Genomic DNA, 22,167 nt, shown 5'->3' with positions numbered 1-22,167 from the left:
TTTATTAAAATGTTACGTTAAGTTTAAACCCAAATCTTTTGGAACTAGGGGCAGATTGGGTTTCAATACCTTGTAGGTTACCTGACCCATAAGCAGTAACATCTGGATCAAAATTAGTGTACTTAGGAACATTAGGGGCAAAATACCATAAGTTGTTCCCGACTACTGAAAAAGTCATACCGCCTATAAATGTCTTGTCCAAAAACTTTTTAGGAACTTCGTATGCCAATGCTATTTCCCTTAACCTAAAGACAGTGCCATCATAAATGGTAGCCTCATCCACAGAGTTAATACCAAATGTGTTACTATTGGTTGGGGAGAAATATAGGTTGTTCATAGTCATTTGTGTGGTATTAGGAATTTTGTTCCCTGAACCATCCAAAATGGGTTCCCCTGTGATAGGATCGCCATAAAAACCAGGAAGAATAAAAGTACGTTCCCGGTCTTCGGTATCCTTGGTTACCCCTCTACCTAATAAGGCTGCAATTCCTGAAGAGGAAATGTCGCCACCTTCTTTCCAGTCCAATTGGGCCTGTAAACTCAAAGTTTTATATTTAAAGGTATTGGTGAATCCAATTTTGAAATCCGGGTTAGGGTCACCTACTACTTGGTTGTCCAAGGCCTGTAAAATACCTCCTTCACTCTGTTCAATTAAATAATTCCCTTCATCATCCCTCATAAATGCGGTTCCGTAGAACACACCAAAGGGTTCACCTTCATCTACAAAGGCAATTTGGTCTACATCTATAGGGAATCTGTCTAGGCCTTCGATCAATTTGTTTACCACGTTCTTATTTTTGGTAAAAGAGGTAAAGGTAGACCACTTAAAGTTATCCGTTCTCACTGGGATCAAGGTCAATCCAACTTCGATACCTTTGTTTTCCATTTCACCTATGTTCGTCAATAGTGAAGTATAACCGGAGGACGTAGGTACATTAACTTCAGAAATAAGATCTGTAGTTGTTTTTTGATACCAAGTAAAATCAACTAACACTCTCTTGCTAAAGAGTTCCAAATCCATACCTATTTCAAATTCTTCGGTATTCTCAGGACTTAAATTAGGATTACCAAGAGTAGCAGGGACAAATACGGAAGGTTGCCCAGAATATACAGTACCTACGGTAAATATTTTATTAATCTGGTAAGGATCTGCATCTCTGCTTACGTTGGCCCAACCACCTCTAATCTTACCATAGCTAAGGATGTCATTGTTAATACCCAAAGCCTCCGTAAATATAAAAGAGGTAGAAACGGAAGGATAAAGAAAGCTATTGTCCGTTTGCGGTAATGTGGAAGACCAGTCGTTTCTTGCAGTGGCGTTTAAGAATAAAAAGTCCTTATATCCCAATCCTAAATCTCCAAAAACACCCACTATTCTTTTTCTTGTAGTATTATCTACGTCAGAAACCACATTGGCCGTATTATTAACGGTAAAAATATTGTCCGCAATAAGATTGGTACCTGTATAACCAACACGGTGGCTGGAAATTTGGTTTACGTTATTTCCGACCAAGAAATTCATGTTTAAATCTTCGGCCAAATCATAATTGAAAGTTACTACGAAAGTAGATTCTATTTCTTCGCTTCCATAATTGTCGGTTACTACGCTTCCAGTGCCCGAAGCACCTCTAGAGCCTTTATCGGTTATTTCTATACGGGCTAAATCGTACTTATTTATACCAAGTTGATATCTTGCATTAATATGCTCGTTAAAGTCGTAAGCAAAACTTACGTTGGCAACAGTTCTATTTACCCCAGTCCTGATTTGATTGTGTTCCCAAGACCATAATGGATGGTCCCAACCACCGTTGGGTATTACGGGTGCTCCATTGGCATCCTCATAGGGCAGGCTTAGGTCCCATGTTCTTCCTAGGACCAAAGTCCTTGCAAAGGAAGAAGCGGCTCCTACGAATTGATTTTCTCCAAGGAAAGGGCCAACTTGGTAACTGTCAGAGTAACTTAGATTGGCTCCAACTTTTAAACCATTGTCCAATTTAAAATTACCACCTGCAGAAATATTGGTCCTTTTATAGGAGTTAAAAGGAATATACCCTTGTTGGTCTATATTGGATATAGTAAGACTAAAATTAGAATTTTCTTTGGCAGAACTAATGTTTACCGAATTATCGGCAACAAATCCTGTTTTAAACAGATCCTTTACGTTGTTTGGTTGTGCAACATAAGGCACAGTAGGGCCAAATTGGTCTGGAAATGCATTAAGCAAGTTTGGCCAGGTTGGGATGGTTTCGCGTGAATCAAATCTAGCACCCCAAGAACCATTGGCGTTGTTATAGTTGAAATTGGTTCCGTTACCATAAGTGTTTTGGTACTCTGGAAGATTGGCAATTTTTTCAAAATAGACACCTGTATTAAGGGACACCTCGAATTTTTTGTTGGACAATCCGCCTGATTTTCCCGACTTGGTGGTAATAATGATTACCCCGTTTACGGCTCTGGAACCATAAAGTGCCGCTGCAACCGCTCCTTTTAGGACTTCCACATTGGCAATATCGTTAGGGTCCAAAGATGAAATACCGGATTCATAGCCACCACCACCTGTAATCTGGCTTGTAGTGGTTACTTGGTCGTTACTATAAGGAGTACCATCAACAACAAATAGAGGTTGGTTTCCACCTTGGAAAGAAGTGGTACCCCTTATACTTATTTTGTTGGAAGCACCGGCAACACCAGTTGAGACATTTACGTTTACTCCCGGTACTTTACCATTAAGTGATTTTATTAAATCTGGTTCTGAGTTCTCTGTAATGGCTTCGGCCTCGACAGACTTAACAGAATATCCTAAAGATCTTGGATTTCTTTTAATACCTAAAGCGGTTACTACCACTTCTTCCAGTGCCTGTGCATCTTCCTCCATCTGAACGTTTATGGTGCTACTGGCACCAACCGTCATTCTTGCATTCTTTTGTCCTATATAAGAGAATACCAAAACTTCCCCAACATTTGCTTCAATGGTGTAAAGTCCATCAAAATCTGATTGGGTACCTGTGGTAGTTCCCTCTACTAGAATATTCACTCCAGGGAGCGGTAGACCGTCTTGGTCCGTTACCGTACCTGAAATCGTCTTTTCTTGTGCAAACGATAGTTGCACAATCAACGCTAGAAACAGCGTTAGGATTCCATTTAACTTTGTTTTCATTTTATGTTTATTTGAATTAGCAACGCAAAAATCTTAAATCATTGTTAATAAAACAAGTTTTTAGGTATATTTATTATGCACGCATAGCAAAATATTGTTAAAAATGCCCATTTAGGTTATTATATTTGCATTTTTAACACACATTTCAATTAAAATTTTACATTTAAAACAATTTAAAGATTTGATTGTAGGATTTTATTGCAGCAAAACAGTTAAAATAATGACAATTTCATAATAATCGCAACTATTAGGCGGTTTAAGATAATAGGATTGCATTATTTTTAGTGATTAATCGATTAAGCTGAGAATTTATCAATAAATGAATTGAATTTCTATAATTATTCCCTGATCTTTTGTTGGCTTCATCTTTGATTTCGCAATGGCGATTTCTTAAATTTTAAGAGGTTGACGGATCCAAAGAGTGGTGCGTTGCAATCTAATTATAAGGTGCCGAATCTGTTGAGGATAAAAAATATAAAAAATAAATTCGCTAGGGTTTGAATTATTGCGAATAATTACTACATTTGCCAGCCCTTAAAAGAGGGGTTAAGTTTTTATTATACAAAAATAGTATGCCAACAATTTCACAATTAGTACGAAAAGGAAGAGTCACGATTACTAAGAAGAGTAAATCGGCTGCTTTGGATTCGTGTCCTCAAAGAAGAGGTGTATGTACACGTGTTTATACAACCACTCCTAAGAAACCAAACTCCGCAATGCGTAAAGTTGCAAGGGTTAGGTTGACCAATGGGAAGGAAGTAAACGCTTATATACCAGGTGAGGGTCACAATTTACAAGAGCACTCGATAGTATTAGTAAGAGGCGGAAGGGTAAAGGATTTGCCAGGAGTTAGGTATCATATCGTTAGAGGTGCCTTGGATACAGCAGGTGTTGCTGGAAGGACACAACGTAGATCTAAGTACGGAGCAAAACGCCCTAAGAAGTAAAAATTTGTTAAAAGTTTAATATTAAAGGTATAAGTACTTTTGATAATTAACTATTGACCATTAACTCAAAAAGAAGAAATGAGAAAAAAGCAGGCAAAAAAGAGACCACTTTTACCCGATCCAAGGTTTAATGACCAATTGGTGACCCGTTTTGTTAACATGATGATGTGGGATGGAAAGAAGTCGGTTGCCTTTAAAGTATTTTACGATGCAATTGATATCGTAGAAGAGAAAAAGACAGACGAAGAAAAAACAGCGTTGGAGCTTTGGAAAGATGCATTGTCCAATGTAATGCCCCATGTTGAGGTAAGAAGTAGAAGAGTAGGTGGTGCTACTTTTCAGATTCCTATGCAGATCAGACCAGATCGTAAGATTTCAACCGCTATGAAATGGCTTATTAGTTATGCTCGTAAGAGAAACGAAAAGGCAATGTCTCAAAAATTAGCTGGAGAAATATTGGCAGCAGCAAAAGAAGAAGGTGCTGCAGTTAAGAAAAGAACAGATACCCATAAAATGGCAGAGGCAAACAAAGCATTCTCCCACTTTAGATTTTAATAAGCAGAAATGGCAAGAGATTTAAAATTAACAAGAAATATTGGTATTGCTGCTCATATTGATGCAGGTAAAACAACTACGACAGAGCGTATCTTGTTTTATACTGGTGTGAGTCATAAAATAGGTGAGGTTCATGATGGTGCTGCCACAATGGACTGGATGGAGCAGGAGCAGGAGCGTGGAATTACAATTACTTCAGCTGCTACAACTTGTGAGTGGATTTTCCCAATGGAGAATGCAGAGCCAACCGAGGATGCTCAATCCTATCACTTTAATGTTATAGATACCCCGGGTCACGTGGATTTTACGGTTGAAGTAAACCGTTCTTTACGTGTATTGGATGGGTTGGTCTTCTTGTTTAGTGCAGTTGATGGTGTTGAACCACAGTCTGAAACTAACTGGAGATTGGCGGATAATTATAAAGTGCCGCGTATCGGTTTCGTTAACAAAATGGATCGTCAGGGAGCTGACTTCCTAATGGTTAACAAGCAGGTTAAGACTATGTTGGGATCCAATGCGGTGCCTATTGTATTGCCGATCGGAGACGAGGCAGACTTCAAGGGTATTGTGGATTTGGTGAAAAACAGGGCTATTGTATGGCATGAGGATAATTTCGGAGCAACTTTTGATGTTGTTGCTATTCCGGAAGATATGAAGGAAGAGGTTAGGGAACGCAGAGCTGAATTGATTGAAGCTGTTGCGGAATATGACGAAACCTTGATGGAGAAGTTCTTTGAGGATGAGGATTCCATTACAGAGGATGAAGTTCATGCTGCCTTAAGGGCTGCGGTTATGGATATGAGTATCATACCTATGATTTGTGGTTCTTCATTTAAAAATAAAGGTGTTCAGTTTTTATTGGATGCAGTTTGTCGTTATTTGCCTTCTCCATTGGATAAGGAAGCGATTACTGGTACCAACCCTGACACGGAGAAGCCGGAATCTAGAAAGCCAAGTGTTAAGGAGCCATTTGCTGCTTTGGCCTTTAAGATTGCTACTGATCCATTTGTTGGTCGTTTGGCATTCTTTAGAGCATACTCTGGTAGATTGGATGCAGGTTCTTATGTGTTGAACAATCGTTCAGGTAACAAAGAGCGTATTTCCAGAATTTACCAAATGCATGCCAATAAGCAAAATGCGGTAGATTTTATTGAAGCGGGAGATATTGGTGCAGCTGTAGGTTTTAAGGATATTAAGACTGGGGATACCTTGTCTGATGAAAAACATCCAATTGTTTTGGAAAGTATGAACTTCCCTGATCCCGTTATCGGTATTGCGGTAGAACCCAAGACAAAAGTTGATGTTGATAAATTAGGAATGGCTTTGGCTAAATTGGCCGAAGAGGATCCAACTTTTCAGGTAAAAACAGACGAAGCATCTGGTCAGACTATTATTTCTGGTATGGGCGAGCTTCACTTGGATATTATTGTTGACCGTCTAAGACGTGAGTTTAAGGTTGAAGTAAACCAAGGGGAACCGCAAGTTGAATACAAGGAGGCGTTAACCAAAACGGCTGCACATAGGGAGGTTTATAAAAAACAATCCGGTGGTCGTGGTAAATTTGGGGATATCGTCTTTGAGATGGGGCCTGCTGATGATGATTTTGTTGGAACTGGTTTACAGTTTGTTGACGAAATTAAAGGTGGTCGTATTCCAAAAGAATTTGTAGGTCCTGTTCAAAAAGGATTTGCTGCCGCTATGAAGAATGGTCCATTGGCCGGTTTTGAAATGGATAGGATGAAAGTAGTTCTTAAGGATGGATCTTTCCACCCTGTGGATTCCGATGCACTATCTTTTGAATTGGCTGCAAAAATGGGTTATAAAGCTGCTGGTAAGGCTGCTGGTGCAATAATTATGGAGCCTATCATGAAAATGGAGGTTTTGACCCCGGAAGAAAACATGGGTGATATTGTAGGTGACCTTAACCGTAGAAGAGGAACTGTTACCAATATGGATGATAGAGCCGGTGCCAAAGTAATTAAGGGCGAAGTACCTTTATCCGAAATGTTTGGATATGTTACTTCTTTGAGAACCTTGTCTTCAGGTAGAGCAACTTCAACAATGGAATTTTCACACTATGCTGAAACTCCTTCCAATATTTCGGAAGCGGTTATTAAGAAAGCAAAAGGATTAACAGCTTAAATCGTACTAAGATGAGTCAAAAAATTAGAATTAAATTAAAGTCGTACGACCATAACTTGGTAGATAAATCTGCTGAGAAGATCGTAAAAACGGTAAAGACTACAGGTGCGGTTGTAACTGGACCAATTCCTTTGCCAACACATAAGAAGATATTTACTGTGTTGCGTTCTCCACACGTAAATAAAAAAGCAAGGGAGCAGTTCCAATTAAGTTCTTACAAAAGGCTTTTGGATATCTATAGCTCTTCATCAAAAACCATCGATGCTCTAATGAAGTTGGAACTTCCTAGCGGTGTTGAGGTTGAGATAAAAGTATAATTCTAATTTCGGAATTCATAATTCGAAATTATGAAAGACATGTCCCGAGCGTTTCGCGAAGGAAAAACGGAAAAAAATATATTCAGGGTTGAATTGTTTTTTGACCCTGTTTTTTTGTCAATAATTTAAATAGTAATCAATTAATAATTAATTAAATATGTCTGGGTTAATAGGTAGAAAAGTAGGTATGACCAGCATTTTCGATGAAAATGGAAAGAATATTCCATGTACAGTAATCGAAGCTGGACCATGCGTAGTTACCCAAGTCAGAACCGCAGAGGTCGACGGGTACAATGCCCTTCAGCTTGGTTTCGATGACAAGGCAGAAAAACGTGCTAATAAAGCGGCTACAGGTCACTTTAAAAAGGCAGGCGCTTCTCCCAAGAAAAAGGTCATGGAATTCAGGTATTTTGAAGAAGGTGCGCACAAATTAGGTGATACTCTTGGAGTAGACCTTTTTGTAGAAGGAGAATTTGTTGATGTAATCGGTACCTCAAAGGGTAAAGGTTTTCAAGGAGTTGTAAAAAGACACGGCTTTGCCGGTGTTGGTCAATCAACCCACGGTCAGCACAATAGGTTAAGAGCTCCAGGTTCCATTGGTGCTGCTTCATATCCTGCAAGAGTTTTTAAGGGAATGAAAATGGCTGGTAGAATGGGAACTGATAGAGTTACCGTTCAGAACTTGAGAGTATTAAAAATTGTTCCAGAAAAGAACCTTATAGTAGTAAAAGGTTGTGTTCCTGGTCATAAGAACGCTTACGTAACTATTGAGAAGTAATGAAGGTAGCAGTTTTAGATATTAAGGGAAAAGAAACAGGTAGAAAGGTTGAGCTTTCTGACGCTGTATTCGCAATAGAACCAAACAATCATGCTGTTTATTTGGATGTTAAGCAATATTTGGCACACCAAAGACAAGGTACGCACAAATCCAAAGAGCGTGCCGAGATAGCAGGAAGTACAAGAAAGATCAAAAAACAAAAGGGAACAGGTACTGCTCGTGCGGGTAGTATTAAGTCTCCAGTGTTTAGAGGTGGTGGACGTATTTTTGGGCCAAGACCAAAGGATTATAAGCAAAAATTGAACAAAAATGTTAAGCGTTTGGCTAGAAGGTCGGCCTTAACTTTGAAGTCAAAAGAGAATGCTATAATGGTGGTTGAGGACTTTAATTTTGAAGCACCAAAAACTAAGGATTTTAAGCAATTTTTAAAGTCTTTGGGCTTGGAGAATAAAAAATCCTTAATTGTGTTGGGTGATTCAAATAATAACGTATATTTGTCCTCACGCAATTTAGAGCATTCTGAGGTTATAACTAACTCAGAATTAAGCACTTACAAAATATTAAACGCTAACAACCTAGTGTTGTTGGAAGGTTCTTTGGAAGGAATCGAATCGAACTTAATTAAATAAGCGAACCATGGGTGTGTTGATAAAGCCAATTATTACGGAAAAAATGACTGCGGATAGCGAGTTGCACAATCGTTATGGTTTTCTTGTTGATCCAAAAGCCAACAAGATTCAGGTCAAGGAAGCGGTAGAAGCAACTTATGGTGTTTCTGTTGAGAAAGTTCGAACAATGAATTATGGTCCTTCGCGCAAATCGCGTTACACCAAAACTGGTGTACAGCACGGAAAGACAAGTGGTTTTAAGAAAGCCATTGTTGATGTAGCAGAAGGAGATATTATTGATTTTTACAGTAATCTATAAAGACAAAAAATGTCAGTTAGAAAATTAAAACCAATCACTCCCGGGCAGCGTTTTAGAGTAGTAAATGGATTTGACGCCATTACTACTGATAAGCCGGAAAAAAGCTTGCTTGCTCCGTTAAAAAAGTCGGGAGGTAGAAACAGTCAAGGAAAGATGACCATACGCCAGAAAGGTGGAGGTCATAAGAGAAGGTATCGTGTTATTGATTTCAAAAGGGATAAGCAAGATGTTGCTGCCACGGTGGAATCAATTCAGTACGATCCCAACAGAACAGCTTTTATAGCTTTATTGGCGTATGCTGATGGTGAAAAGAGATATATTATTGCTCCAAATGGTTTGCAGGTGGGTCAAGAGGTGTCTTCTGGAACTGCAGTTGCCCCAGAGATCGGAAATGCACTTCCATTGAGCGAAATACCTTTGGGTACTATCATATCTGGAATTGAGTTGCGTCCTGGACAGGGAGCTGTAATGGCAAGAAGTGCTGGCACATTTGCCCAATTAATGGCCAAGGACGGTAAGTTTGTCACCATTAAATTGCCATCGGGTGAAACCAGATTGGTTTTAGCGGATTGTTTGGCCACTATAGGTGCTGTATCCAACTCTGATCATCAATTATTGGTGTCAGGTAAGGCTGGTAGAAGTAGATGGTTGGGAAGAAGACCAAGAACAAGACCAGTTGCTATGAACCCTGTTGATCACCCCATGGGTGGTGGAGAAGGTAGGGCTTCTGGAGGTCATCCTAGATCTAGAAACGGAATTCCTGCTAAAGGATATAGGACCCGTTCCAAGACCAAGAGTACCAACAAATATATTTTAGAACGTAGAAAGAAATAAAAAGTAGAAAGAAATGGCACGTTCATTAAAGAAAGGACCTTACGTTCACTATAGTTTGGATAAAAAAGTCCAAAACAATGTTGAATCTGGTAAAAAGGCAGTCATTAAGACATGGTCTAGAGCTTCTATGATTACTCCTGATTTTGTAGGTCAGACAATAGCGGTTCACAACGGAAAGCAATTTGTACCAGTTTTTGTAACAGAAAACATGGTGGGTCACAAATTAGGTGAATTTTCTCCAACACGATCTTTTAGAGGTCATGCCGGGGCAAAAAATAAAGGTAAAAAGTAAGCTATGGGAGTTCGTAAAAAACAAATGGCCGAAAGAATTAAGGCGGAAAAGCAGCAAATAGCGTTTGCAAAATTGAATAATTGCCCTACTTCCCCTAGAAAAATGCGTTTAGTAGCGGATTTGGTTAGAGGTGTAAAAGTGGAGAAAGCGCTTGCTATTTTGAAATTCAACTCAAAGGAATCATCACGTAGATTGGAGAAGTTATTGTTATCCGCAATAGCTAACTGGCAAGCTAAGAATGAAGATGCCAGTGTTGAGGAAGCTGAACTTTTTGTTAAGGAAATCAGAGTGGATGGTGGAAGTATGTTGAAAAGACTACGTCCTGCTCCACAAGGAAGAGCACATAGAATTAGAAAACGTTCCAACCACGTTACCTTGGTTTTGGGATCTAACAATAACACACAAAGCTAGAGCATTTAGTATGGGACAGAAAACAAATCCAATCGGAAATCGTCTAGGAATTATCAGGGGATGGGAATCTAACTGGTACGGTGGAAACGACTATGGTGATAAACTTGCCGAAGACGATAAGATCAGAAAATATGTTCATGCACGTTTGGCAAAAGCAAGTGTGTCTAGAATTATTATTGAGCGTACTCTAAAGTTGATTACGGTTACCATTACTACTGCTAGACCAGGTATTATCATTGGTAAAGGTGGTCAAGAGGTAGATAAATTAAAAGAGGAACTTAAAAAGATTACGGACAAGGAAGTTCAGATCAATATTTTTGAGATCAAAAGACCTGAATTGGACGCTAATCTAGTGGCTGCCAGTGTAGCTCGCCAGATAGAAAGCAGAATTTCTTTTAGAAGAGCTATTAAGATGGCGATTGCAGCTGCCATGAGAATGAACGCTGAAGGAATTAAAATTCAGATATCTGGACGTTTGAACGGTGCTGAAATGGCAAGATCAGAATCTTACAAAGATGGTAGGATTCCATTGTCTACTTTCAGGGCTGATATAGATTATGCTTTACATGAAGCGCATACTACCTATGGAAGATTGGGTATTAAGGTATGGATCATGAAAGGTGAGGTTTACGGAAAAAGAGAACTTTCTCCATTGGTAGGAATGGCCAAGAGCCAGTCCCCAGGAAAAGGTGGAAAGCAAGAAGGACCGAAGAAACAACGTCGTAGAAAGTAATTTTTTAAAGAAGTAAAGAAATGTTACAGCCAAAAAGGACTAAGTTCCGCAAAATGCAGAAAGGTCGTATGAAAGGGATCTCAGGTAGGGGTCATCAACTTTCAAACGGTATGTTTGGTATAAAATCAATGGATACCTCTTTTATAACATCGCGCCAAATTGAAGCAGCTCGTATTGCGGCAACTAGGTACATGAAAAGAGAAGGCCAATTATGGATAAAAATATTCCCGGACAAGCCTATCACCAAAAAACCGTTAGAGGTTCGTATGGGTAAAGGTAAAGGTGCTCCAGAATATTTTGTAGCTGTGGTATTGCCAGGACGGGTTATGTTCGAGATTGCCGGTGTATCTCTTGATATTGCAAAAGAGGCTTTACGTCTTGCGGCACAGAAACTACCAGTAAAAACGAAATTTATTATTGCTAGGGACTATTCTGCTTAATATAATTGCAAGGAATCATGAAACAATCAGAAATAAAAGAATTATCAGTTGAGGGGTTAAAGGAAAAAAGTGCTGAATTTAAAAAGCAGTATTTTGATTTAAAATTGGCCCATTCTGTTACACCATTGGAAAATCCTTTACTAATTAGAAAAGTGAGAAGAACTGTGGCAAGATTGGCAACTGAATTAACTAAAAGGGAATTACAATAATTGGTTCTGCTTTATGGAAAAAAGGAATTTAAGAAAAGAGAGAATAGGAGTTGTAACTAGCAACAAAATGGAGAAATCAGTAGTGGTTTCAGAAGTTAAACGTGTTAAACACCCTATGTACGGTAAGTTCGTGTTGAAAACTAAGAAATATGTTGCACACGATGAAAAGAACGATTGCAATATTGGCGATACTGTTAAGATAATGGAGACTCGTCCATTGAGTAAAACCAAGTGTTGGAGATTAGTGGAAATCATTGAAAGAGCTAAATAATTATGTTACAGCAAGAATCTAGACTAAAAGTAGCGGACAATACGGGGGCAAAAGAAGTTTTGACCATTCGTGTGTTGGGAGGTACAAAAAGAAGATATGCTTCTGTTGGGGATAAAATTGTAGTTTCCGTTAAGGAAGCTACTCCTAATGGGGCTATTAAAAAAGGTGCGGTTTCCACAGCGGTTGTTGTAAGAACAAAAAAAGAGGTTAGAAGACCGGATGGTTCTTATATCCGTTTCGATGATAATGCCTGTGTACTTTTGAACCCAACTGGGGAAATGAGGGGAACACGTGTTTTTGGACCGGTGGCTAGGGAACTTCGTGATAAACAATTCATGAAAATTGTATCATTGGCTCCAGAGGTGCTTTAATATAAATAGCAAAATGGGAAAATTAAAAATCAAAACAGGGGATACTGTTAGAATCGTTGCCGGAGACCACAAAGGGGTAGAGGGTAAGGTTGTAAGTGTAGACCGTGAAAAGAACAAGGCGATCGTTGAAGGTGCCAATATGGTATCTAAACATGAAAAGCCAAGTGCTAGCAATCCACAAGGTGGGATTGTTAAGAAAGAGGCTCCCTTACAAATATCCAATCTGTCATTGATCGATCCAAAATCTGGAGAGACCACTAGAGTAGGATTTGAGGTAAGAGATGGTAAGAAAGTAAGATTTTCTAAGAAATCTAAAGAAGTAATTTAGTTATGGCCTACGTTCCAAGATTAAAACAGGAATATAAAGAAAGAGTTGTTAAGGCTCTTAAAGAGGAGTTTGGTTACAAAAATGTAATGCAGGTTCCTAAATTAGAAAAAATTGTTGTTAGTAGAGGTGTTGGTGCCGCTGTTGCGGATAAGAAACTTATAGACCATGCGGTAGATGAGTTGACCAATATTACTGGCCAAAAAGCAATTTCAACGATGTCTAAAAAGGATGTTGCTGCATTTAAATTACGTAAAGGTATGCCGATCGGGGCAAAAGTAACTTTACGTGGGGAAAGAATGTACGAATTCTTGGATAGATTGGTGACTAGCGCATTGCCTAGGGTAAGGGATTTCCAAGGGATTAAGGCCACTGGTTTTGATGGAAGGGGAAATTATAATCTTGGTGTTACAGAGCAAATCATATTTCCAGAAATAAACATTGATAAAATTAATAGAATCAATGGTATGGATATTACATTTGTAACCTCTGCGGAAACAGATAAAGAAGCAAAATCATTATTAACCGAATTAGGACTACCTTTTAAAAAGAATTAGTATGGCTAAAGAATCCATGAAGGCCCGTGAGGTCAAGAGAGCTAAGACTGTAGCAAAATATGCTGAGAAAAGAAAAGCCTTAAAAGAGGCTGGTGATTATGAAGGGTTACAGAAATTACCTAAAAATGCTTCACCTGTTCGCATGCACAACCGTTGTAAGTTAACTGGTAGACCAAGAGGTTACATGAGAACTTTTGGTGTATCCAGAGTTACTTTTAGGGAAATGGCCAATAATGGTCTTATACCTGGGGTAAGAAAAGCTAGCTGGTAATAAAAGAGTATAAACTGGTTTCAGGTTTAACAATAATGTTAAAAACCGTTACCGTAAATCAATAATTATGTTTACAGATCCAATTGCGGATTATTTAACTAGAATTAGAAATGCAAGTAGTGCTGGCCACAGGGTGGTTGAGATTCCTGCATCTAATTTAAAGAAAGAGATTACTAAAATATTATTCGATCAAGGATATATTTTAAGCTACAAATTTGAAGATAATGCGGTTCAAGGGACTATTAAAATAGCCTTGAAATATGACAAATTCACAAAAGAGCCGGTTATAAAGAAAATTAAGAGAGTTAGTACACCAGGACTTAGAAAATATGCTAACTCAGAGGAGTTGCCAAGAGTATTAAACGGTCTTGGTATTGCTATTATTTCTACTTCCCATGGTGTAATGACCAGTAAGCAAGCAAAGCTTGAGAATGCAGGTGGGGAAGTATTATGTTATGTTTATTAATACTATAAAGATTTAGAATAATGTCTAGAACAGGTAATAATCCAATAGCAATTCCAGAAGGAGTAACCGTAGAGGTTAAGGAAGATGTTATTACCGTAAAAGGTAAGTTGGGAGAACTCTCCCAAGAATTTTCTGGTGCTGCTGTTAAGGTTGAGGATGGTCAAGTTTTTGTTACAAGACCATCAGATTCCAAGGAGCATAAAGCGAAACATGGTCTTTATAGATCATTGTTCTTTAATATGATCGAAGGAGTTTCTAAAGGATGGGTAAAGGAATTGGAATTGGTAGGGGTAGGATATCGTGCCAGTAACCAAGGACAAACATTGGACCTAGCTTTAGGGTTTTCACACAACATCGTTTTGGATGTGGCTTCAGAGGTAAAAGTGGAGACCGTATCCGAAAAAGGAAAGAATCCAATAATAAAGCTAAGTTCGCATGATAAGCAATTAGTGGGGCAGATCGCCGCTAAGATTAGATCCTTACGTAAGCCAGAACCTTACAAAGGAAAAGGAATTAAGTTCGTTGGCGAACAATTAAGAAGAAAAGCTGGTAAATCGGCTTAATAATTAGCATTATGGGATTAACGAAGACTGAAAGAAGACTACGTATCAGAAGGAGAATTAGAAAAATTTCCTCAGGTACTGCAGAAAGGCCAAGGCTAGCTGTTTTTAGAAGTAATACTGGAATATACGCTCAAATTATTGATGATGTGGCTGGTAAAACTATAGTGTCCGCATCCTCAAGGGATAAGGAGTTGGCTAAAGCTAAAGGGACTAAAACGGAAGTGGCCAACATAGTTGGTAAGGCGCTTGCTGAAAAGGCAAAAGAAGCTGGTATAGAAGCTGTTGCTTTTGATAGAGGTGGTAACTTATACCATGGTAGAGTAAAATCATTAGCCGATGGCGCTAGGGAAGCAGGATTAAAATTCTAAGAATATTATGTATCAGAAATACAAAAACGTAGAGACTGTTAAGCCGGGAGGTTTAGAATTAAAGGATAGATTGGTTGGGGTACAACGTGTTACCAAAGTTACAAAAGGTGGTAGAGCGTTCGGATTTTCTGCTATCGTTGTGGTAGGTGATGAAAATGGTGTTGTGGGTCATGGTCTAGGTAAGTCTAAGGAAGTTGCCACGGCAATAGCCAAGGCTATAGAAGATGCTAAAAAGAATCTTATTAGAATTCCATTGAACAAAGGTACTTTGCCGCACGAACAAAAAGGGAAATTCGGTGGAGCTAGAGTTTATATCCAGCCTGCATCGCATGGTACCGGAGTAATTGCAGGTGGTGCTGTTAGAGCGGTATTGGAAGCAGTTGGTGTTCATGACGTATTGTCCAAATCACAAGGTTCTTCCAATCCTCATAACGTAGTAAAAGCTACTTTTGATGCTCTTTTACAACTGAGAGGTGCAAAGACAGTTGCAAACCAAAGAGGTATTTCTTTAGAAAAAGTTTTTAAAGGATAAAACCAAGAATATAATGGGAAAGATTAAAGTAAAACAAGTTAAGAGCAGTATTAAAAGAGCTCAAAATCAAAAGAGAACATTAGAGGCTCTTGGTTTACGTAGAATAGGACAGGTAGTTGAGCATGATGCTACTTCTAATATTCTTGGGATGATAAATAAAGTTAAACACTTAGTTTCCACAGAGGAAGCTTAATATAATATTAGTGTTATGAATTTAAGTAATTTAAAACCAGCGGAGGGTGCTGTCCAAAAAGCCGGTAAAATCATAGGTAGAGGTCAGGGTTCCGGTAAGGGAGGTACTGCTACCAGAGGGCATAAAGGCGCTAAATCCAGATCAGGTTATTCTAAGAAAATTGGTTTCGAAGGTGGTCAAATGCCATTACAGAGACGTGTGCCAAAGTTTGGTTTTACGAATATCAATAGAAAGGATTACGCTGGAATCAATCTAGAAAAATTACAGGAATTAGTAGATAAAGGAGTTATCAAGGATACGGTTACTTTAGATGCACTTGTTGAAAATGGATTGGTTGGCAAAAACGATTTGGTTAAGATTCTTGGTAATGGAGAGCTAAAGGCTTCCCTTAAAGTTTCTGTACATAAATTTACGGCTACCGCAAAGGCTGCTATTGAGGCTGCAGGTGGTGAGGCCATAAGTTTATAAGCAAAGAATACTATGAAGAAATTTTTCGAGACATTATCAAATATTTGGAAGATTGAAGAGCTAAAGGGTAGAATCATTATTACCCTTGGTTTGCTTTTAGTGTATCGTTTTGGTGCCCAAGTTGTTCTTCCAGGTATTGATTCTACCCAGTTAGGTGCTTTGGCTGCCAGTACTGATAGTGGTATTTTAGGAATATTGAATGCCTTTACTGGAGGTGCGTTATCAAATGCCTCGGTTTTTGCATTGGGCATTATGCCCTATATTTCTGCATCCATTGTGGTACAGTTGATGGGTATAGCGATTCCTTATCTTCAGAAATTGCAAAAGGAAGGTGAAAGCGGCAGAAAGACGATCAATCAAATTACCAGATGGTTAACTATCGGTATATGTATTGTTCAAGCTCCTGCTTATTTGTATAGTTTGGGAGCCTTAGGTGTTCCTGAAAGCGCTTTTGTATTTGGTAAGGGACTTAATTTTATTATTCCATCGGTAATAATTTTGGTTGCAGGAACAATATTCGCAATGTGGTTGGGTGAGAAAATCACCGATAAAGGTATTGGTAATGGTATTTCCTTATTGATCATGGTCGGTATAATAGCCAATATGCCACAGAATTTTGTTCAAGAATTTATATCAAGAACGGCAAATAACAACGGTGGACTTATGTTCATGCTCATTGAGGTTATTATTTGGTTCGCGGTTATATTGTTGTGTGTATTGTTAGTGATGGCGACACGCCAGATTCCGGTTCAATATGCGAGAAGAACCGCATCCGGAGGTTATGAAAAGAATATCATGGGATCCAGACAGTACATTCCTTTAAAATTGAATGCTTCTGGAGTTATGCCTATCATATTTGCACAGGCAATTATGTTTGCGCCAGGCTTATTGGGTAAAACCTTTAACAACACGGCGGTAGGACAGTGGATGGAGGTGCAGTTCCAAGATATATTTGGGCTGGCTTACAATATATTGTTCGGGTTTTTGATTATCGTCTTCACGTATTTCTATACGGCGATTACGGTACCTACCAATAAAATGGCCGATGATTTAAAGAGAAGTGGTGGTTTTATTCCTGGAATTAGACCAGGAAAGGAAACTGGGGATTTCTTGGATAAGATTATGTCATTGATTACTTTACCAGGTTCTGTTTTCCTTGCATTGTTGGCGGTATTACCGGCAGTGATCGTAAAGCTCATGGATGTGCAGGCAGGTTGGGCATTGTTTTACGGCGGAACATCATTGCTGATTATGGTGGGTGTTGCGATCGATACAGTACAACAAGTAAATTCATATTTGTTGAACAGACATTACGACGGGTTGATGAAATCAGGTAAAAATAGAAAGGTAGCATAGATTATGGCTAAACAGGCAGCGATAGAGCAGGATGGAAGCATAATTGAGGCATTGTCAAATGCCATGTTCCGCGTGGAGTTGGAAAACGGTCATGTGGTAACGGCGCATATCTCTGGAAAAATGCGAATGCATTATATTAAGTTACTTCCAGGGGATAAGGTTAAGCTCGAAATGAGCCCTTACGATTTAAGTAAAGCAAGAATTACATATAGATATTAAGTAAATAGGATGAAAGTTAGAGCATCAATTAAGAAAAGAAGTGCCGAGTGCAAGATTGTGCGTAGAAAAGGCAGATTGTACGTAATTAATAAAAAGAATCCTAGATTTAAACAAAGACAAGGGTAATTATGGCAAGAATTGCAGGTGTAGACATACCAAAACAGAAAAGAGGGGTAATAGCCCTTACCTATATCTTCGGTATAGGTAGAAGTAGGGCTAAGGAGATTTTATCTACTGCCCAAGTAAGTGAGGATACCAAAGTATCTGAATGGAACGATGATGAGATTGGTCGTATTCGTGAGGCAGTTTCTTCTTTGACTATAGAAGGAGAATTGCGTTCCGAAAACCAATTGAACATTAAGCGTTTAATGGATATAGGTTGTTATAGAGGTATTCGCCATAGATCTGGTCTGCCTTTAAGGGGTCAGCGTACCAAGAACAACTCTAGGACAAGAAAAGGTAAGAGAAAAACAGTTGCTAACAAGAAGAAGGCAACTAAATAATAATTAGGATATTATGGCAAAGGCAAGTGCAAAAGCAGCAAAGAAGCGTAAGGTTATAGTAGAGTCTGTGGGCGAAGCCCATGTTACTGCTTCTTTTAATAATATTATTATTTCTTTAACCAATAAGAAGGGTGATGTAATCTCTTGGTCCTCAGCAGGTAAAATGGGTTTCAGAGGTTCTAAAAAGAACACTCCTTATGCAGCTCAAATAGCTTCTGAGGATTGTGCTAAAGTTGCTCACGAAGCTGGTTTAAGAAAGGTAAAGGTTTATGTAAAAGGACCAGGAAATGGTAGGGAATCTGCTATTCGTTCCATACATAACTCAGGAATTGAAGTTACAGAGATTATCGATGTAACCCCAATGCCGCACAATGGTTGTAGACCACCTAAAAGAAGAAGAGTATAATTAATAGTAATCAATTGCCCCAAGGGGTATTTCAAGGAGATGTAGATACGATTATCGAAGGATAAGCCTTAATTCATGATCACGTTTCCAAACTAAAAGAAAATGGCAAGATATACAGGACCAAAAACAAAAATCGCCCGTAAATTCGGTGAAGCGATTTTCGGAGATGATAAATCTTTTGAGAAAAGAAATTATCCTCCAGGACAACACGGTAATAACAGACGTCGTGGTAAAAAGTCTGAATACGCTATCCAGTTAATGGAAAAGCAAAAGGCAAAATACACTTATGGTATTTTGGAAAAACAATTCCGGAACATATTTGCGAAAGCAAATAGAAGTAAAGGAGTTACGGGTGAGGTATTACTTCAATTGTGTGAATCCCGTTTAGACAACGTTGTTTACAGAATGGGTGTCTCCCCTTCTAGGAGTGGTGCAAGACAATTGGTTTCCCATAGACATATTACAGTTAACGGAGAGTTGGTAAACATACCATCCTATACCTTAAAAGCTGGTGATGTTGTAGGTGTCAGGGAAAAATCAAAGTCTTTAAAAGCGATCGATGACGCACTTTCTGCCAATAGCAGCGTGTACGAATGGATTACTTGGAATTCTGAAAAAATGGAAGGTAATTTTGTTGCCGTTCCAGAAAGAATGCAAATTCCAGAGAATATCAAAGAACAATTAATAGTCGAGTTATACTCTAAATAAACAACACTGATCCAATTATGGCATTATTAAATTTTCAGAAGCCCGATAAAGTTATAATGATTGATTCCTCCGATTTCGAAGGTAAATTCGAATTTCGACCATTGGAACCAGGTTATGGCCTAACTGTTGGGAACGCATTAAGAAGAGTTTTGCTTTCGTCCTTGGAGGGTTTTGCTATCACTTCTGTTAGAATTGATAAGGTGGAACATGAGTTCTCTGTAATTTCCGGTGTTGTGGAAGATGTTACCGAAATCATTCTAAATCTTAAACAGGTTCGTTTCAAAAGACAGATAGATGACGTTGATAGTGAAACTGTATCCATCTCTGTTAGCGGAAAGGAACAATTGACTGCAGGTGATTTTCAAAAATTTATTTCTGGTTACCAAGTATTGAACCCAGATTTGGTTATTTGTAACATGGACCCCAAGGTTAGTATTAACATGGAGGTTACTATAGATAAAGGTAGAGGGTACGTGCCAGCCGAGGAAAATAAAAAGTCCAATGCGCCATTAGGTACTATTGCCGTTGATTCTATCTTTACTCCTATAAAGAATGTAAAGTACAGTATAGAAAACTTTCGTGTAGAGCAAAAGACCGATTATGAAAAATTGGTTTTTGAAATCGCAACCGATGGTTCAATTCATCCAAAAGAGGCATTGACCGAAGGAGCTAAGGTTTTAATACACCATTTTATGTTGTTTTCCGATGAGCGAATTACCTTGGAGGCAGACGAGATTGCACAAACAGAGACCTATGATGAGGAATCATTGCATATGCGTCAGCTATTGAAAACCAAATTGGTTGATATGGATCTTTCTGTAAGAGCATTGAACTGTTTAAAAGCTGCTGAAGTGGATACACTTGGAGATTTGGTTTCTTTCAACAAGAACGATTTGATGAAGTTTAGAAACTTTGGAAAAAAGTCCTTGACCGAATTGGAAGAGTTGGTTATCAACAAAGGCTTGAGCTTTGGAATGGATTTGTCAAAATATAAATTGGATAAAGATTAATTGAACTTTCAAAGGAATTGGGAATACCAGGACTGAGAAAGAATATAGAAAAGAACAATGAGACACGGTAAGAAAGTTAATCATTTAGGAAGAAAGGCAGCCCATAGAAAATCTATGTTGGCAAACATGGCCTGTTCATTAATAGAGCATAAGCGAATTAATACAACTGTTGCTAAGGCAAAAGCTTTGAAGCAGTTCGTAGAACCATTGATTACCAAATCCAAAGCTGAAAATAACCAGTCTGTGGAAAAAGGTACTCATAACAGACGTATTGTTTTTAAGAGTCTTCGTGACAAGTATGCGGTGACCGAACTTTTTAGCAGTGTTGCTGAAAAAGTAGCTGACAGGCCAGGAGGATATACCAGAATTATTAAATTGGGTAATCGTCTGGGAGATAATGCTGATATGGCAATGATCGAGCTTGTAGATTTCAATGAAATATACAATGCAGGTAAACCTAAAAAGCAAAAAACCACAAGAAGGGGTAGAACCAAAAAAGTGGAAGATGCACCAGTAGTTGAAGAGGTAGCGAAAGCAGATGCCAAAGCTGAAACAAAGGATGAAACAAAGGCAGATACAAAAGCTGATGATTCAAAAGAATAAAATTGTTATTAAATATTAATAATTGTTAAAGGATAAGCCTAAAAGCTTATCCTTTTTTTATGTTATTTTTGCAAAACCAAAATTGTAAGACTAAAAATGAAGTATCAAACAAGAAAAAAAGCAATATTGTTGCTGGCCGACGGGACCATTTTTCACGGGAAGGCCGTAGGGGACAAGGAAGGAACTGCCTTTGGGGAGGCTTGTTTTAACACAGGTATGACCGGTTATCAGGAAATATTTACAGATCCATCCTATTTTGGACAATTAATGGTAACCACAAATGCCCATATAGGGAATTATGGGGCCAATAATGATGAAGTGGAATCTGACTCTGTGAAGATATCTGGTTTGATATGTAAAAATTTTAGTTACAACTATTCGAGACCTAATGCCGATATGAGCTTACAGGAGTTTTTGGATAAAAGCAATCTGTTTGCCATTTCCGATGTGGATACCAGGGCTTTGGTAGGTTATATTAGGGATAATGGAGCCATGAATGCCGTTATTTCTACAGACGTAGATAATGTAGAGGAGCTTAAAAAGAAATTGGCAGAAGTACCAAGTATGGAAGGATTGGAGCTCGCCTCACAGGTTTCTACCAAAGAGCCATATTTCTATGGAGATGAGAATGCGAAATATAAGGTATCCGCTTTGGATATTGGAATTAAGAAAAATATTCTTCGGAATTTGGCCAAAAGGGGAGCCTATATAAAAGTTTTTCCCTACAATACAACTTTCAAGGAAATGAGTGCCTGGAATCCGGACGGTTATTTTATTTCCAATGGCCCCGGAGATCCTGATCCATTGCACGAGGCAATAGCATCTGCCAAGGAAATGATCAAATCGGACAAGCCATTGTTTGGTATTTGCCTTGGACATCAGGTGTTGGCACTGGCCAATGGCGTATCTACCTATAAAATGCACAATGGGCATAGGGGTATTAACCATCCTGTTATGAATTTGGTAACAGGAAAGGGAGAGATCACTTCCCAAAATCATGGTTTTGCCATAAATAGGGATGAGGCCGAATCCAATCGAGATTTGGAAATTACCCATCTTCATCTCAATGACAATACTGTAGCTGGGATAAAAATGAAAAATAAGAATGTATTTTCTGTTCAATATCACCCTGAAGCAAGTCCGGGTCCTCACGATGCAGAATATCTTTTTGATCAATTTTTTGAAATGATCCAATCCACGGTAAACTAAAACGTTATAGTTTTAATTTATTGTTA

The 22,167-nt window shown here is 38.6% G+C and carries 34 protein-coding genes; 33 read left to right on the top strand and 1 reads right to left on the bottom strand.

Annotated features, from left to right (window positions below):
• Positions 1 to 4 precede the first annotated feature (4 nt).
• The gene (locus CWD91_RS09340; protein ID WP_103440720.1) at positions 5 to 3,157 is read right to left on the bottom strand and encodes a SusC/RagA family TonB-linked outer membrane protein; all 3,153 of its coding nucleotides are present in this window, start codon (positions 3,155 to 3,157) and stop codon (positions 5 to 7) included.
• A 572-nt stretch (positions 3,158 to 3,729) separates the two neighbouring features.
• Here CWD91_RS09340 and rpsL point away from each other — a divergent pair.
• From rpsL to carA, 33 genes are all read left to right on the top strand, one after another.
• The gene (rpsL, locus tag CWD91_RS09335) at positions 3,730 to 4,104 is read left to right on the top strand and encodes a 30S ribosomal protein S12 (protein ID WP_031445118.1); all 375 of its coding nucleotides are present in this window, start codon (positions 3,730 to 3,732) and stop codon (positions 4,102 to 4,104) included.
• A gap of 78 nt (positions 4,105 to 4,182) precedes the next feature.
• Positions 4,183 to 4,659 carry a 30S ribosomal protein S7 gene (rpsG, locus tag CWD91_RS09330; protein ID WP_103440719.1) on the top strand — a complete coding sequence of 159 codons (477 nt, stop codon included), beginning with the start codon at positions 4,183 to 4,185 and terminating at the stop codon, positions 4,657 to 4,659.
• Positions 4,660 to 4,668: 9 nt separating this feature from the next.
• Positions 4,669 to 6,801: an elongation factor G gene (gene fusA / locus CWD91_RS09325; protein ID WP_103440718.1), complete on the top strand. Its 2,133-nt coding sequence runs from the start codon at positions 4,669 to 4,671 to the stop codon at positions 6,799 to 6,801.
• 11 nt (positions 6,802 to 6,812) lie between these two features.
• On the top strand, positions 6,813 to 7,118 hold the full coding sequence (rpsJ, locus tag CWD91_RS09320) for a 30S ribosomal protein S10 (RefSeq protein WP_010230113.1): 306 nt from the start codon (positions 6,813 to 6,815) through the stop codon (positions 7,116 to 7,118).
• 157 nt (positions 7,119 to 7,275) lie between these two features.
• On the top strand, positions 7,276 to 7,896 hold the full coding sequence (gene rplC / locus CWD91_RS09315) for a 50S ribosomal protein L3 (protein WP_103440717.1): 621 nt from the start codon (positions 7,276 to 7,278) through the stop codon (positions 7,894 to 7,896).
• On the top strand, positions 7,896 to 8,525 hold the full coding sequence (gene rplD, locus CWD91_RS09310; RefSeq protein WP_103440716.1) for a 50S ribosomal protein L4: 630 nt from the start codon (positions 7,896 to 7,898) through the stop codon (positions 8,523 to 8,525). Before rplC ends, rplD begins: the two co-directional genes overlap by 1 nt.
• A gap of 7 nt (positions 8,526 to 8,532) precedes the next feature.
• The gene (gene rplW, locus CWD91_RS09305) at positions 8,533 to 8,823 is read left to right on the top strand and encodes a 50S ribosomal protein L23 (RefSeq protein WP_103440715.1); all 291 of its coding nucleotides are present in this window, start codon (positions 8,533 to 8,535) and stop codon (positions 8,821 to 8,823) included.
• A gap of 9 nt (positions 8,824 to 8,832) precedes the next feature.
• Entirely contained in the window at positions 8,833 to 9,657 is an 825-nt protein-coding gene (gene rplB / locus CWD91_RS09300) for a 50S ribosomal protein L2 (RefSeq protein WP_103440714.1), read from the top strand.
• Positions 9,658 to 9,670: 13 nt separating this feature from the next.
• Positions 9,671 to 9,949, top strand: coding sequence for a 30S ribosomal protein S19 (rpsS, locus tag CWD91_RS09295; RefSeq protein ID WP_103440713.1), 279 nt, complete (start codon positions 9,671 to 9,673; stop codon positions 9,947 to 9,949).
• Between the two features lie 3 nt (positions 9,950 to 9,952).
• A complete protein-coding gene (gene rplV, locus CWD91_RS09290) occupies positions 9,953 to 10,360 on the top strand; it encodes a 50S ribosomal protein L22 (RefSeq protein WP_103440712.1) in 408 nt (135 codons plus the stop codon).
• Between the two features lie 10 nt (positions 10,361 to 10,370).
• Positions 10,371 to 11,093 carry a 30S ribosomal protein S3 gene (rpsC, locus tag CWD91_RS09285; protein WP_103440711.1) on the top strand — a complete coding sequence of 241 codons (723 nt, stop codon included), beginning with the start codon at positions 10,371 to 10,373 and terminating at the stop codon, positions 11,091 to 11,093.
• A gap of 20 nt (positions 11,094 to 11,113) precedes the next feature.
• Positions 11,114 to 11,533, top strand: a complete 420-nt coding sequence (gene rplP / locus CWD91_RS09280; RefSeq protein ID WP_103440710.1) for a 50S ribosomal protein L16 — start codon at positions 11,114 to 11,116, stop codon at positions 11,531 to 11,533.
• Between the two features lie 17 nt (positions 11,534 to 11,550).
• Entirely contained in the window at positions 11,551 to 11,742 is a 192-nt protein-coding gene (gene rpmC, locus CWD91_RS09275) for a 50S ribosomal protein L29 (protein ID WP_103440709.1), read from the top strand.
• A 13-nt stretch (positions 11,743 to 11,755) separates the two neighbouring features.
• Positions 11,756 to 12,013: a 30S ribosomal protein S17 gene (gene rpsQ / locus CWD91_RS09270; RefSeq protein ID WP_031445107.1), complete on the top strand. Its 258-nt coding sequence runs from the start codon at positions 11,756 to 11,758 to the stop codon at positions 12,011 to 12,013.
• Positions 12,014 to 12,015: 2 nt separating this feature from the next.
• The gene (gene rplN / locus CWD91_RS09265; RefSeq protein ID WP_103440708.1) at positions 12,016 to 12,384 is read left to right on the top strand and encodes a 50S ribosomal protein L14; all 369 of its coding nucleotides are present in this window, start codon (positions 12,016 to 12,018) and stop codon (positions 12,382 to 12,384) included.
• A 13-nt stretch (positions 12,385 to 12,397) separates the two neighbouring features.
• The gene (rplX, locus tag CWD91_RS09260) at positions 12,398 to 12,712 is read left to right on the top strand and encodes a 50S ribosomal protein L24 (RefSeq protein WP_103440707.1); all 315 of its coding nucleotides are present in this window, start codon (positions 12,398 to 12,400) and stop codon (positions 12,710 to 12,712) included.
• Between the two features lie 2 nt (positions 12,713 to 12,714).
• The gene (rplE, locus tag CWD91_RS09255; protein ID WP_103440706.1) at positions 12,715 to 13,266 is read left to right on the top strand and encodes a 50S ribosomal protein L5; all 552 of its coding nucleotides are present in this window, start codon (positions 12,715 to 12,717) and stop codon (positions 13,264 to 13,266) included.
• Position 13,267: 1 nt separating this feature from the next.
• Entirely contained in the window at positions 13,268 to 13,537 is a 270-nt protein-coding gene (gene rpsN / locus CWD91_RS09250) for a 30S ribosomal protein S14 (protein WP_103440705.1), read from the top strand.
• A 67-nt stretch (positions 13,538 to 13,604) separates the two neighbouring features.
• Positions 13,605 to 14,003, top strand: coding sequence for a 30S ribosomal protein S8 (gene rpsH, locus CWD91_RS09245; RefSeq protein ID WP_103440704.1), 399 nt, complete (start codon positions 13,605 to 13,607; stop codon positions 14,001 to 14,003).
• Positions 14,004 to 14,023: 20 nt separating this feature from the next.
• A complete protein-coding gene (gene rplF, locus CWD91_RS09240) occupies positions 14,024 to 14,566 on the top strand; it encodes a 50S ribosomal protein L6 (RefSeq protein WP_103440703.1) in 543 nt (180 codons plus the stop codon).
• Between the two features lie 11 nt (positions 14,567 to 14,577).
• Positions 14,578 to 14,934 carry a 50S ribosomal protein L18 gene (gene rplR, locus CWD91_RS09235; protein WP_103440702.1) on the top strand — a complete coding sequence of 119 codons (357 nt, stop codon included), beginning with the start codon at positions 14,578 to 14,580 and terminating at the stop codon, positions 14,932 to 14,934.
• Between the two features lie 7 nt (positions 14,935 to 14,941).
• Complete coding sequence (rpsE, locus tag CWD91_RS09230; RefSeq protein WP_031445099.1) at positions 14,942 to 15,466, top strand: 30S ribosomal protein S5; 525 nt, start codon at positions 14,942 to 14,944, stop codon at positions 15,464 to 15,466.
• A 13-nt stretch (positions 15,467 to 15,479) separates the two neighbouring features.
• The gene (gene rpmD, locus CWD91_RS09225) at positions 15,480 to 15,659 is read left to right on the top strand and encodes a 50S ribosomal protein L30 (RefSeq protein ID WP_072865343.1); all 180 of its coding nucleotides are present in this window, start codon (positions 15,480 to 15,482) and stop codon (positions 15,657 to 15,659) included.
• Positions 15,660 to 15,674: 15 nt separating this feature from the next.
• Positions 15,675 to 16,127 carry a 50S ribosomal protein L15 gene (rplO, locus tag CWD91_RS09220; RefSeq protein WP_103440701.1) on the top strand — a complete coding sequence of 151 codons (453 nt, stop codon included), beginning with the start codon at positions 15,675 to 15,677 and terminating at the stop codon, positions 16,125 to 16,127.
• 12 nt (positions 16,128 to 16,139) lie between these two features.
• Positions 16,140 to 17,483 carry a preprotein translocase subunit SecY gene (gene secY, locus CWD91_RS09215; protein WP_103440700.1) on the top strand — a complete coding sequence of 448 codons (1,344 nt, stop codon included), beginning with the start codon at positions 16,140 to 16,142 and terminating at the stop codon, positions 17,481 to 17,483.
• A 3-nt stretch (positions 17,484 to 17,486) separates the two neighbouring features.
• On the top strand, positions 17,487 to 17,702 hold the full coding sequence (gene infA / locus CWD91_RS09210; protein ID WP_013751343.1) for a translation initiation factor IF-1: 216 nt from the start codon (positions 17,487 to 17,489) through the stop codon (positions 17,700 to 17,702).
• Between the two features lie 9 nt (positions 17,703 to 17,711).
• Complete coding sequence (gene ykgO, locus CWD91_RS09205; protein ID WP_013621733.1) at positions 17,712 to 17,828, top strand: type B 50S ribosomal protein L36; 117 nt, start codon at positions 17,712 to 17,714, stop codon at positions 17,826 to 17,828.
• A 2-nt stretch (positions 17,829 to 17,830) separates the two neighbouring features.
• Positions 17,831 to 18,205, top strand: coding sequence for a 30S ribosomal protein S13 (rpsM, locus tag CWD91_RS09200; RefSeq protein ID WP_103440699.1), 375 nt, complete (start codon positions 17,831 to 17,833; stop codon positions 18,203 to 18,205).
• A gap of 13 nt (positions 18,206 to 18,218) precedes the next feature.
• The gene (rpsK, locus tag CWD91_RS09195; RefSeq protein ID WP_103440698.1) at positions 18,219 to 18,611 is read left to right on the top strand and encodes a 30S ribosomal protein S11; all 393 of its coding nucleotides are present in this window, start codon (positions 18,219 to 18,221) and stop codon (positions 18,609 to 18,611) included.
• A gap of 102 nt (positions 18,612 to 18,713) precedes the next feature.
• Positions 18,714 to 19,319 (top strand): 30S ribosomal protein S4, encoded by a 606-nt coding sequence (gene rpsD / locus CWD91_RS09190; protein WP_103440697.1) that lies wholly within the window; start codon positions 18,714 to 18,716, stop codon positions 19,317 to 19,319.
• A 17-nt stretch (positions 19,320 to 19,336) separates the two neighbouring features.
• Entirely contained in the window at positions 19,337 to 20,329 is a 993-nt protein-coding gene (locus CWD91_RS09185; RefSeq protein ID WP_103440696.1) for a DNA-directed RNA polymerase subunit alpha, read from the top strand.
• Between the two features lie 57 nt (positions 20,330 to 20,386).
• The gene (gene rplQ, locus CWD91_RS09180; RefSeq protein WP_103440695.1) at positions 20,387 to 20,932 is read left to right on the top strand and encodes a 50S ribosomal protein L17; all 546 of its coding nucleotides are present in this window, start codon (positions 20,387 to 20,389) and stop codon (positions 20,930 to 20,932) included.
• A gap of 96 nt (positions 20,933 to 21,028) precedes the next feature.
• Positions 21,029 to 22,141, top strand: a complete 1,113-nt coding sequence (gene carA, locus CWD91_RS09175) for a glutamine-hydrolyzing carbamoyl-phosphate synthase small subunit (protein ID WP_103440694.1) — start codon at positions 21,029 to 21,031, stop codon at positions 22,139 to 22,141.
• The last annotated feature ends 26 nt before the right edge of the window (positions 22,142 to 22,167 follow it).

The sequence above is a fragment of the Arenibacter hampyeongensis genome, from assembly GCF_002909255.1.
GTDB lineage: Bacteria > Bacteroidota > Bacteroidia > Flavobacteriales > Flavobacteriaceae > Arenibacter > Arenibacter hampyeongensis.
Note: the sequence above shows the minus strand (reverse complement) of the source record. Positions and strands in the feature narration are given on the sequence as shown.

Coding starts and splice junctions, on each gene's coding strand:
- CWD91_RS09340 (WP_103440720.1), bottom strand. CDS start 3,157: ATGAAAACAAAGTTAAATGGAATCCTAACGCTGTTTCTAGCGTTGATT.
- rpsL (WP_031445118.1), top strand. CDS start 3,730: ATGCCAACAATTTCACAATTAGTACGAAAAGGAAGAGTCACGATTACT.
- rpsG (WP_103440719.1), top strand. CDS start 4,183: ATGAGAAAAAAGCAGGCAAAAAAGAGACCACTTTTACCCGATCCAAGG.
- fusA (WP_103440718.1), top strand. CDS start 4,669: ATGGCAAGAGATTTAAAATTAACAAGAAATATTGGTATTGCTGCTCAT.
- rpsJ (WP_010230113.1), top strand. CDS start 6,813: ATGAGTCAAAAAATTAGAATTAAATTAAAGTCGTACGACCATAACTTG.
- rplC (WP_103440717.1), top strand. CDS start 7,276: ATGTCTGGGTTAATAGGTAGAAAAGTAGGTATGACCAGCATTTTCGAT.
- rplD (WP_103440716.1), top strand. CDS start 7,896: ATGAAGGTAGCAGTTTTAGATATTAAGGGAAAAGAAACAGGTAGAAAG.
- rplW (WP_103440715.1), top strand. CDS start 8,533: ATGGGTGTGTTGATAAAGCCAATTATTACGGAAAAAATGACTGCGGAT.
- rplB (WP_103440714.1), top strand. CDS start 8,833: ATGTCAGTTAGAAAATTAAAACCAATCACTCCCGGGCAGCGTTTTAGA.
- rpsS (WP_103440713.1), top strand. CDS start 9,671: ATGGCACGTTCATTAAAGAAAGGACCTTACGTTCACTATAGTTTGGAT.
- rplV (WP_103440712.1), top strand. CDS start 9,953: ATGGGAGTTCGTAAAAAACAAATGGCCGAAAGAATTAAGGCGGAAAAG.
- rpsC (WP_103440711.1), top strand. CDS start 10,371: ATGGGACAGAAAACAAATCCAATCGGAAATCGTCTAGGAATTATCAGG.
- rplP (WP_103440710.1), top strand. CDS start 11,114: ATGTTACAGCCAAAAAGGACTAAGTTCCGCAAAATGCAGAAAGGTCGT.
- rpmC (WP_103440709.1), top strand. CDS start 11,551: ATGAAACAATCAGAAATAAAAGAATTATCAGTTGAGGGGTTAAAGGAA.
- rpsQ (WP_031445107.1), top strand. CDS start 11,756: ATGGAAAAAAGGAATTTAAGAAAAGAGAGAATAGGAGTTGTAACTAGC.
- rplN (WP_103440708.1), top strand. CDS start 12,016: ATGTTACAGCAAGAATCTAGACTAAAAGTAGCGGACAATACGGGGGCA.
- rplX (WP_103440707.1), top strand. CDS start 12,398: ATGGGAAAATTAAAAATCAAAACAGGGGATACTGTTAGAATCGTTGCC.
- rplE (WP_103440706.1), top strand. CDS start 12,715: ATGGCCTACGTTCCAAGATTAAAACAGGAATATAAAGAAAGAGTTGTT.
- rpsN (WP_103440705.1), top strand. CDS start 13,268: ATGGCTAAAGAATCCATGAAGGCCCGTGAGGTCAAGAGAGCTAAGACT.
- rpsH (WP_103440704.1), top strand. CDS start 13,605: ATGTTTACAGATCCAATTGCGGATTATTTAACTAGAATTAGAAATGCA.
- rplF (WP_103440703.1), top strand. CDS start 14,024: ATGTCTAGAACAGGTAATAATCCAATAGCAATTCCAGAAGGAGTAACC.
- rplR (WP_103440702.1), top strand. CDS start 14,578: ATGGGATTAACGAAGACTGAAAGAAGACTACGTATCAGAAGGAGAATT.
- rpsE (WP_031445099.1), top strand. CDS start 14,942: ATGTATCAGAAATACAAAAACGTAGAGACTGTTAAGCCGGGAGGTTTA.
- rpmD (WP_072865343.1), top strand. CDS start 15,480: ATGGGAAAGATTAAAGTAAAACAAGTTAAGAGCAGTATTAAAAGAGCT.
- rplO (WP_103440701.1), top strand. CDS start 15,675: ATGAATTTAAGTAATTTAAAACCAGCGGAGGGTGCTGTCCAAAAAGCC.
- secY (WP_103440700.1), top strand. CDS start 16,140: ATGAAGAAATTTTTCGAGACATTATCAAATATTTGGAAGATTGAAGAG.
- infA (WP_013751343.1), top strand. CDS start 17,487: ATGGCTAAACAGGCAGCGATAGAGCAGGATGGAAGCATAATTGAGGCA.
- ykgO (WP_013621733.1), top strand. CDS start 17,712: ATGAAAGTTAGAGCATCAATTAAGAAAAGAAGTGCCGAGTGCAAGATT.
- rpsM (WP_103440699.1), top strand. CDS start 17,831: ATGGCAAGAATTGCAGGTGTAGACATACCAAAACAGAAAAGAGGGGTA.
- rpsK (WP_103440698.1), top strand. CDS start 18,219: ATGGCAAAGGCAAGTGCAAAAGCAGCAAAGAAGCGTAAGGTTATAGTA.
- rpsD (WP_103440697.1), top strand. CDS start 18,714: ATGGCAAGATATACAGGACCAAAAACAAAAATCGCCCGTAAATTCGGT.
- CWD91_RS09185 (WP_103440696.1), top strand. CDS start 19,337: ATGGCATTATTAAATTTTCAGAAGCCCGATAAAGTTATAATGATTGAT.
- rplQ (WP_103440695.1), top strand. CDS start 20,387: ATGAGACACGGTAAGAAAGTTAATCATTTAGGAAGAAAGGCAGCCCAT.
- carA (WP_103440694.1), top strand. CDS start 21,029: ATGAAGTATCAAACAAGAAAAAAAGCAATATTGTTGCTGGCCGACGGG.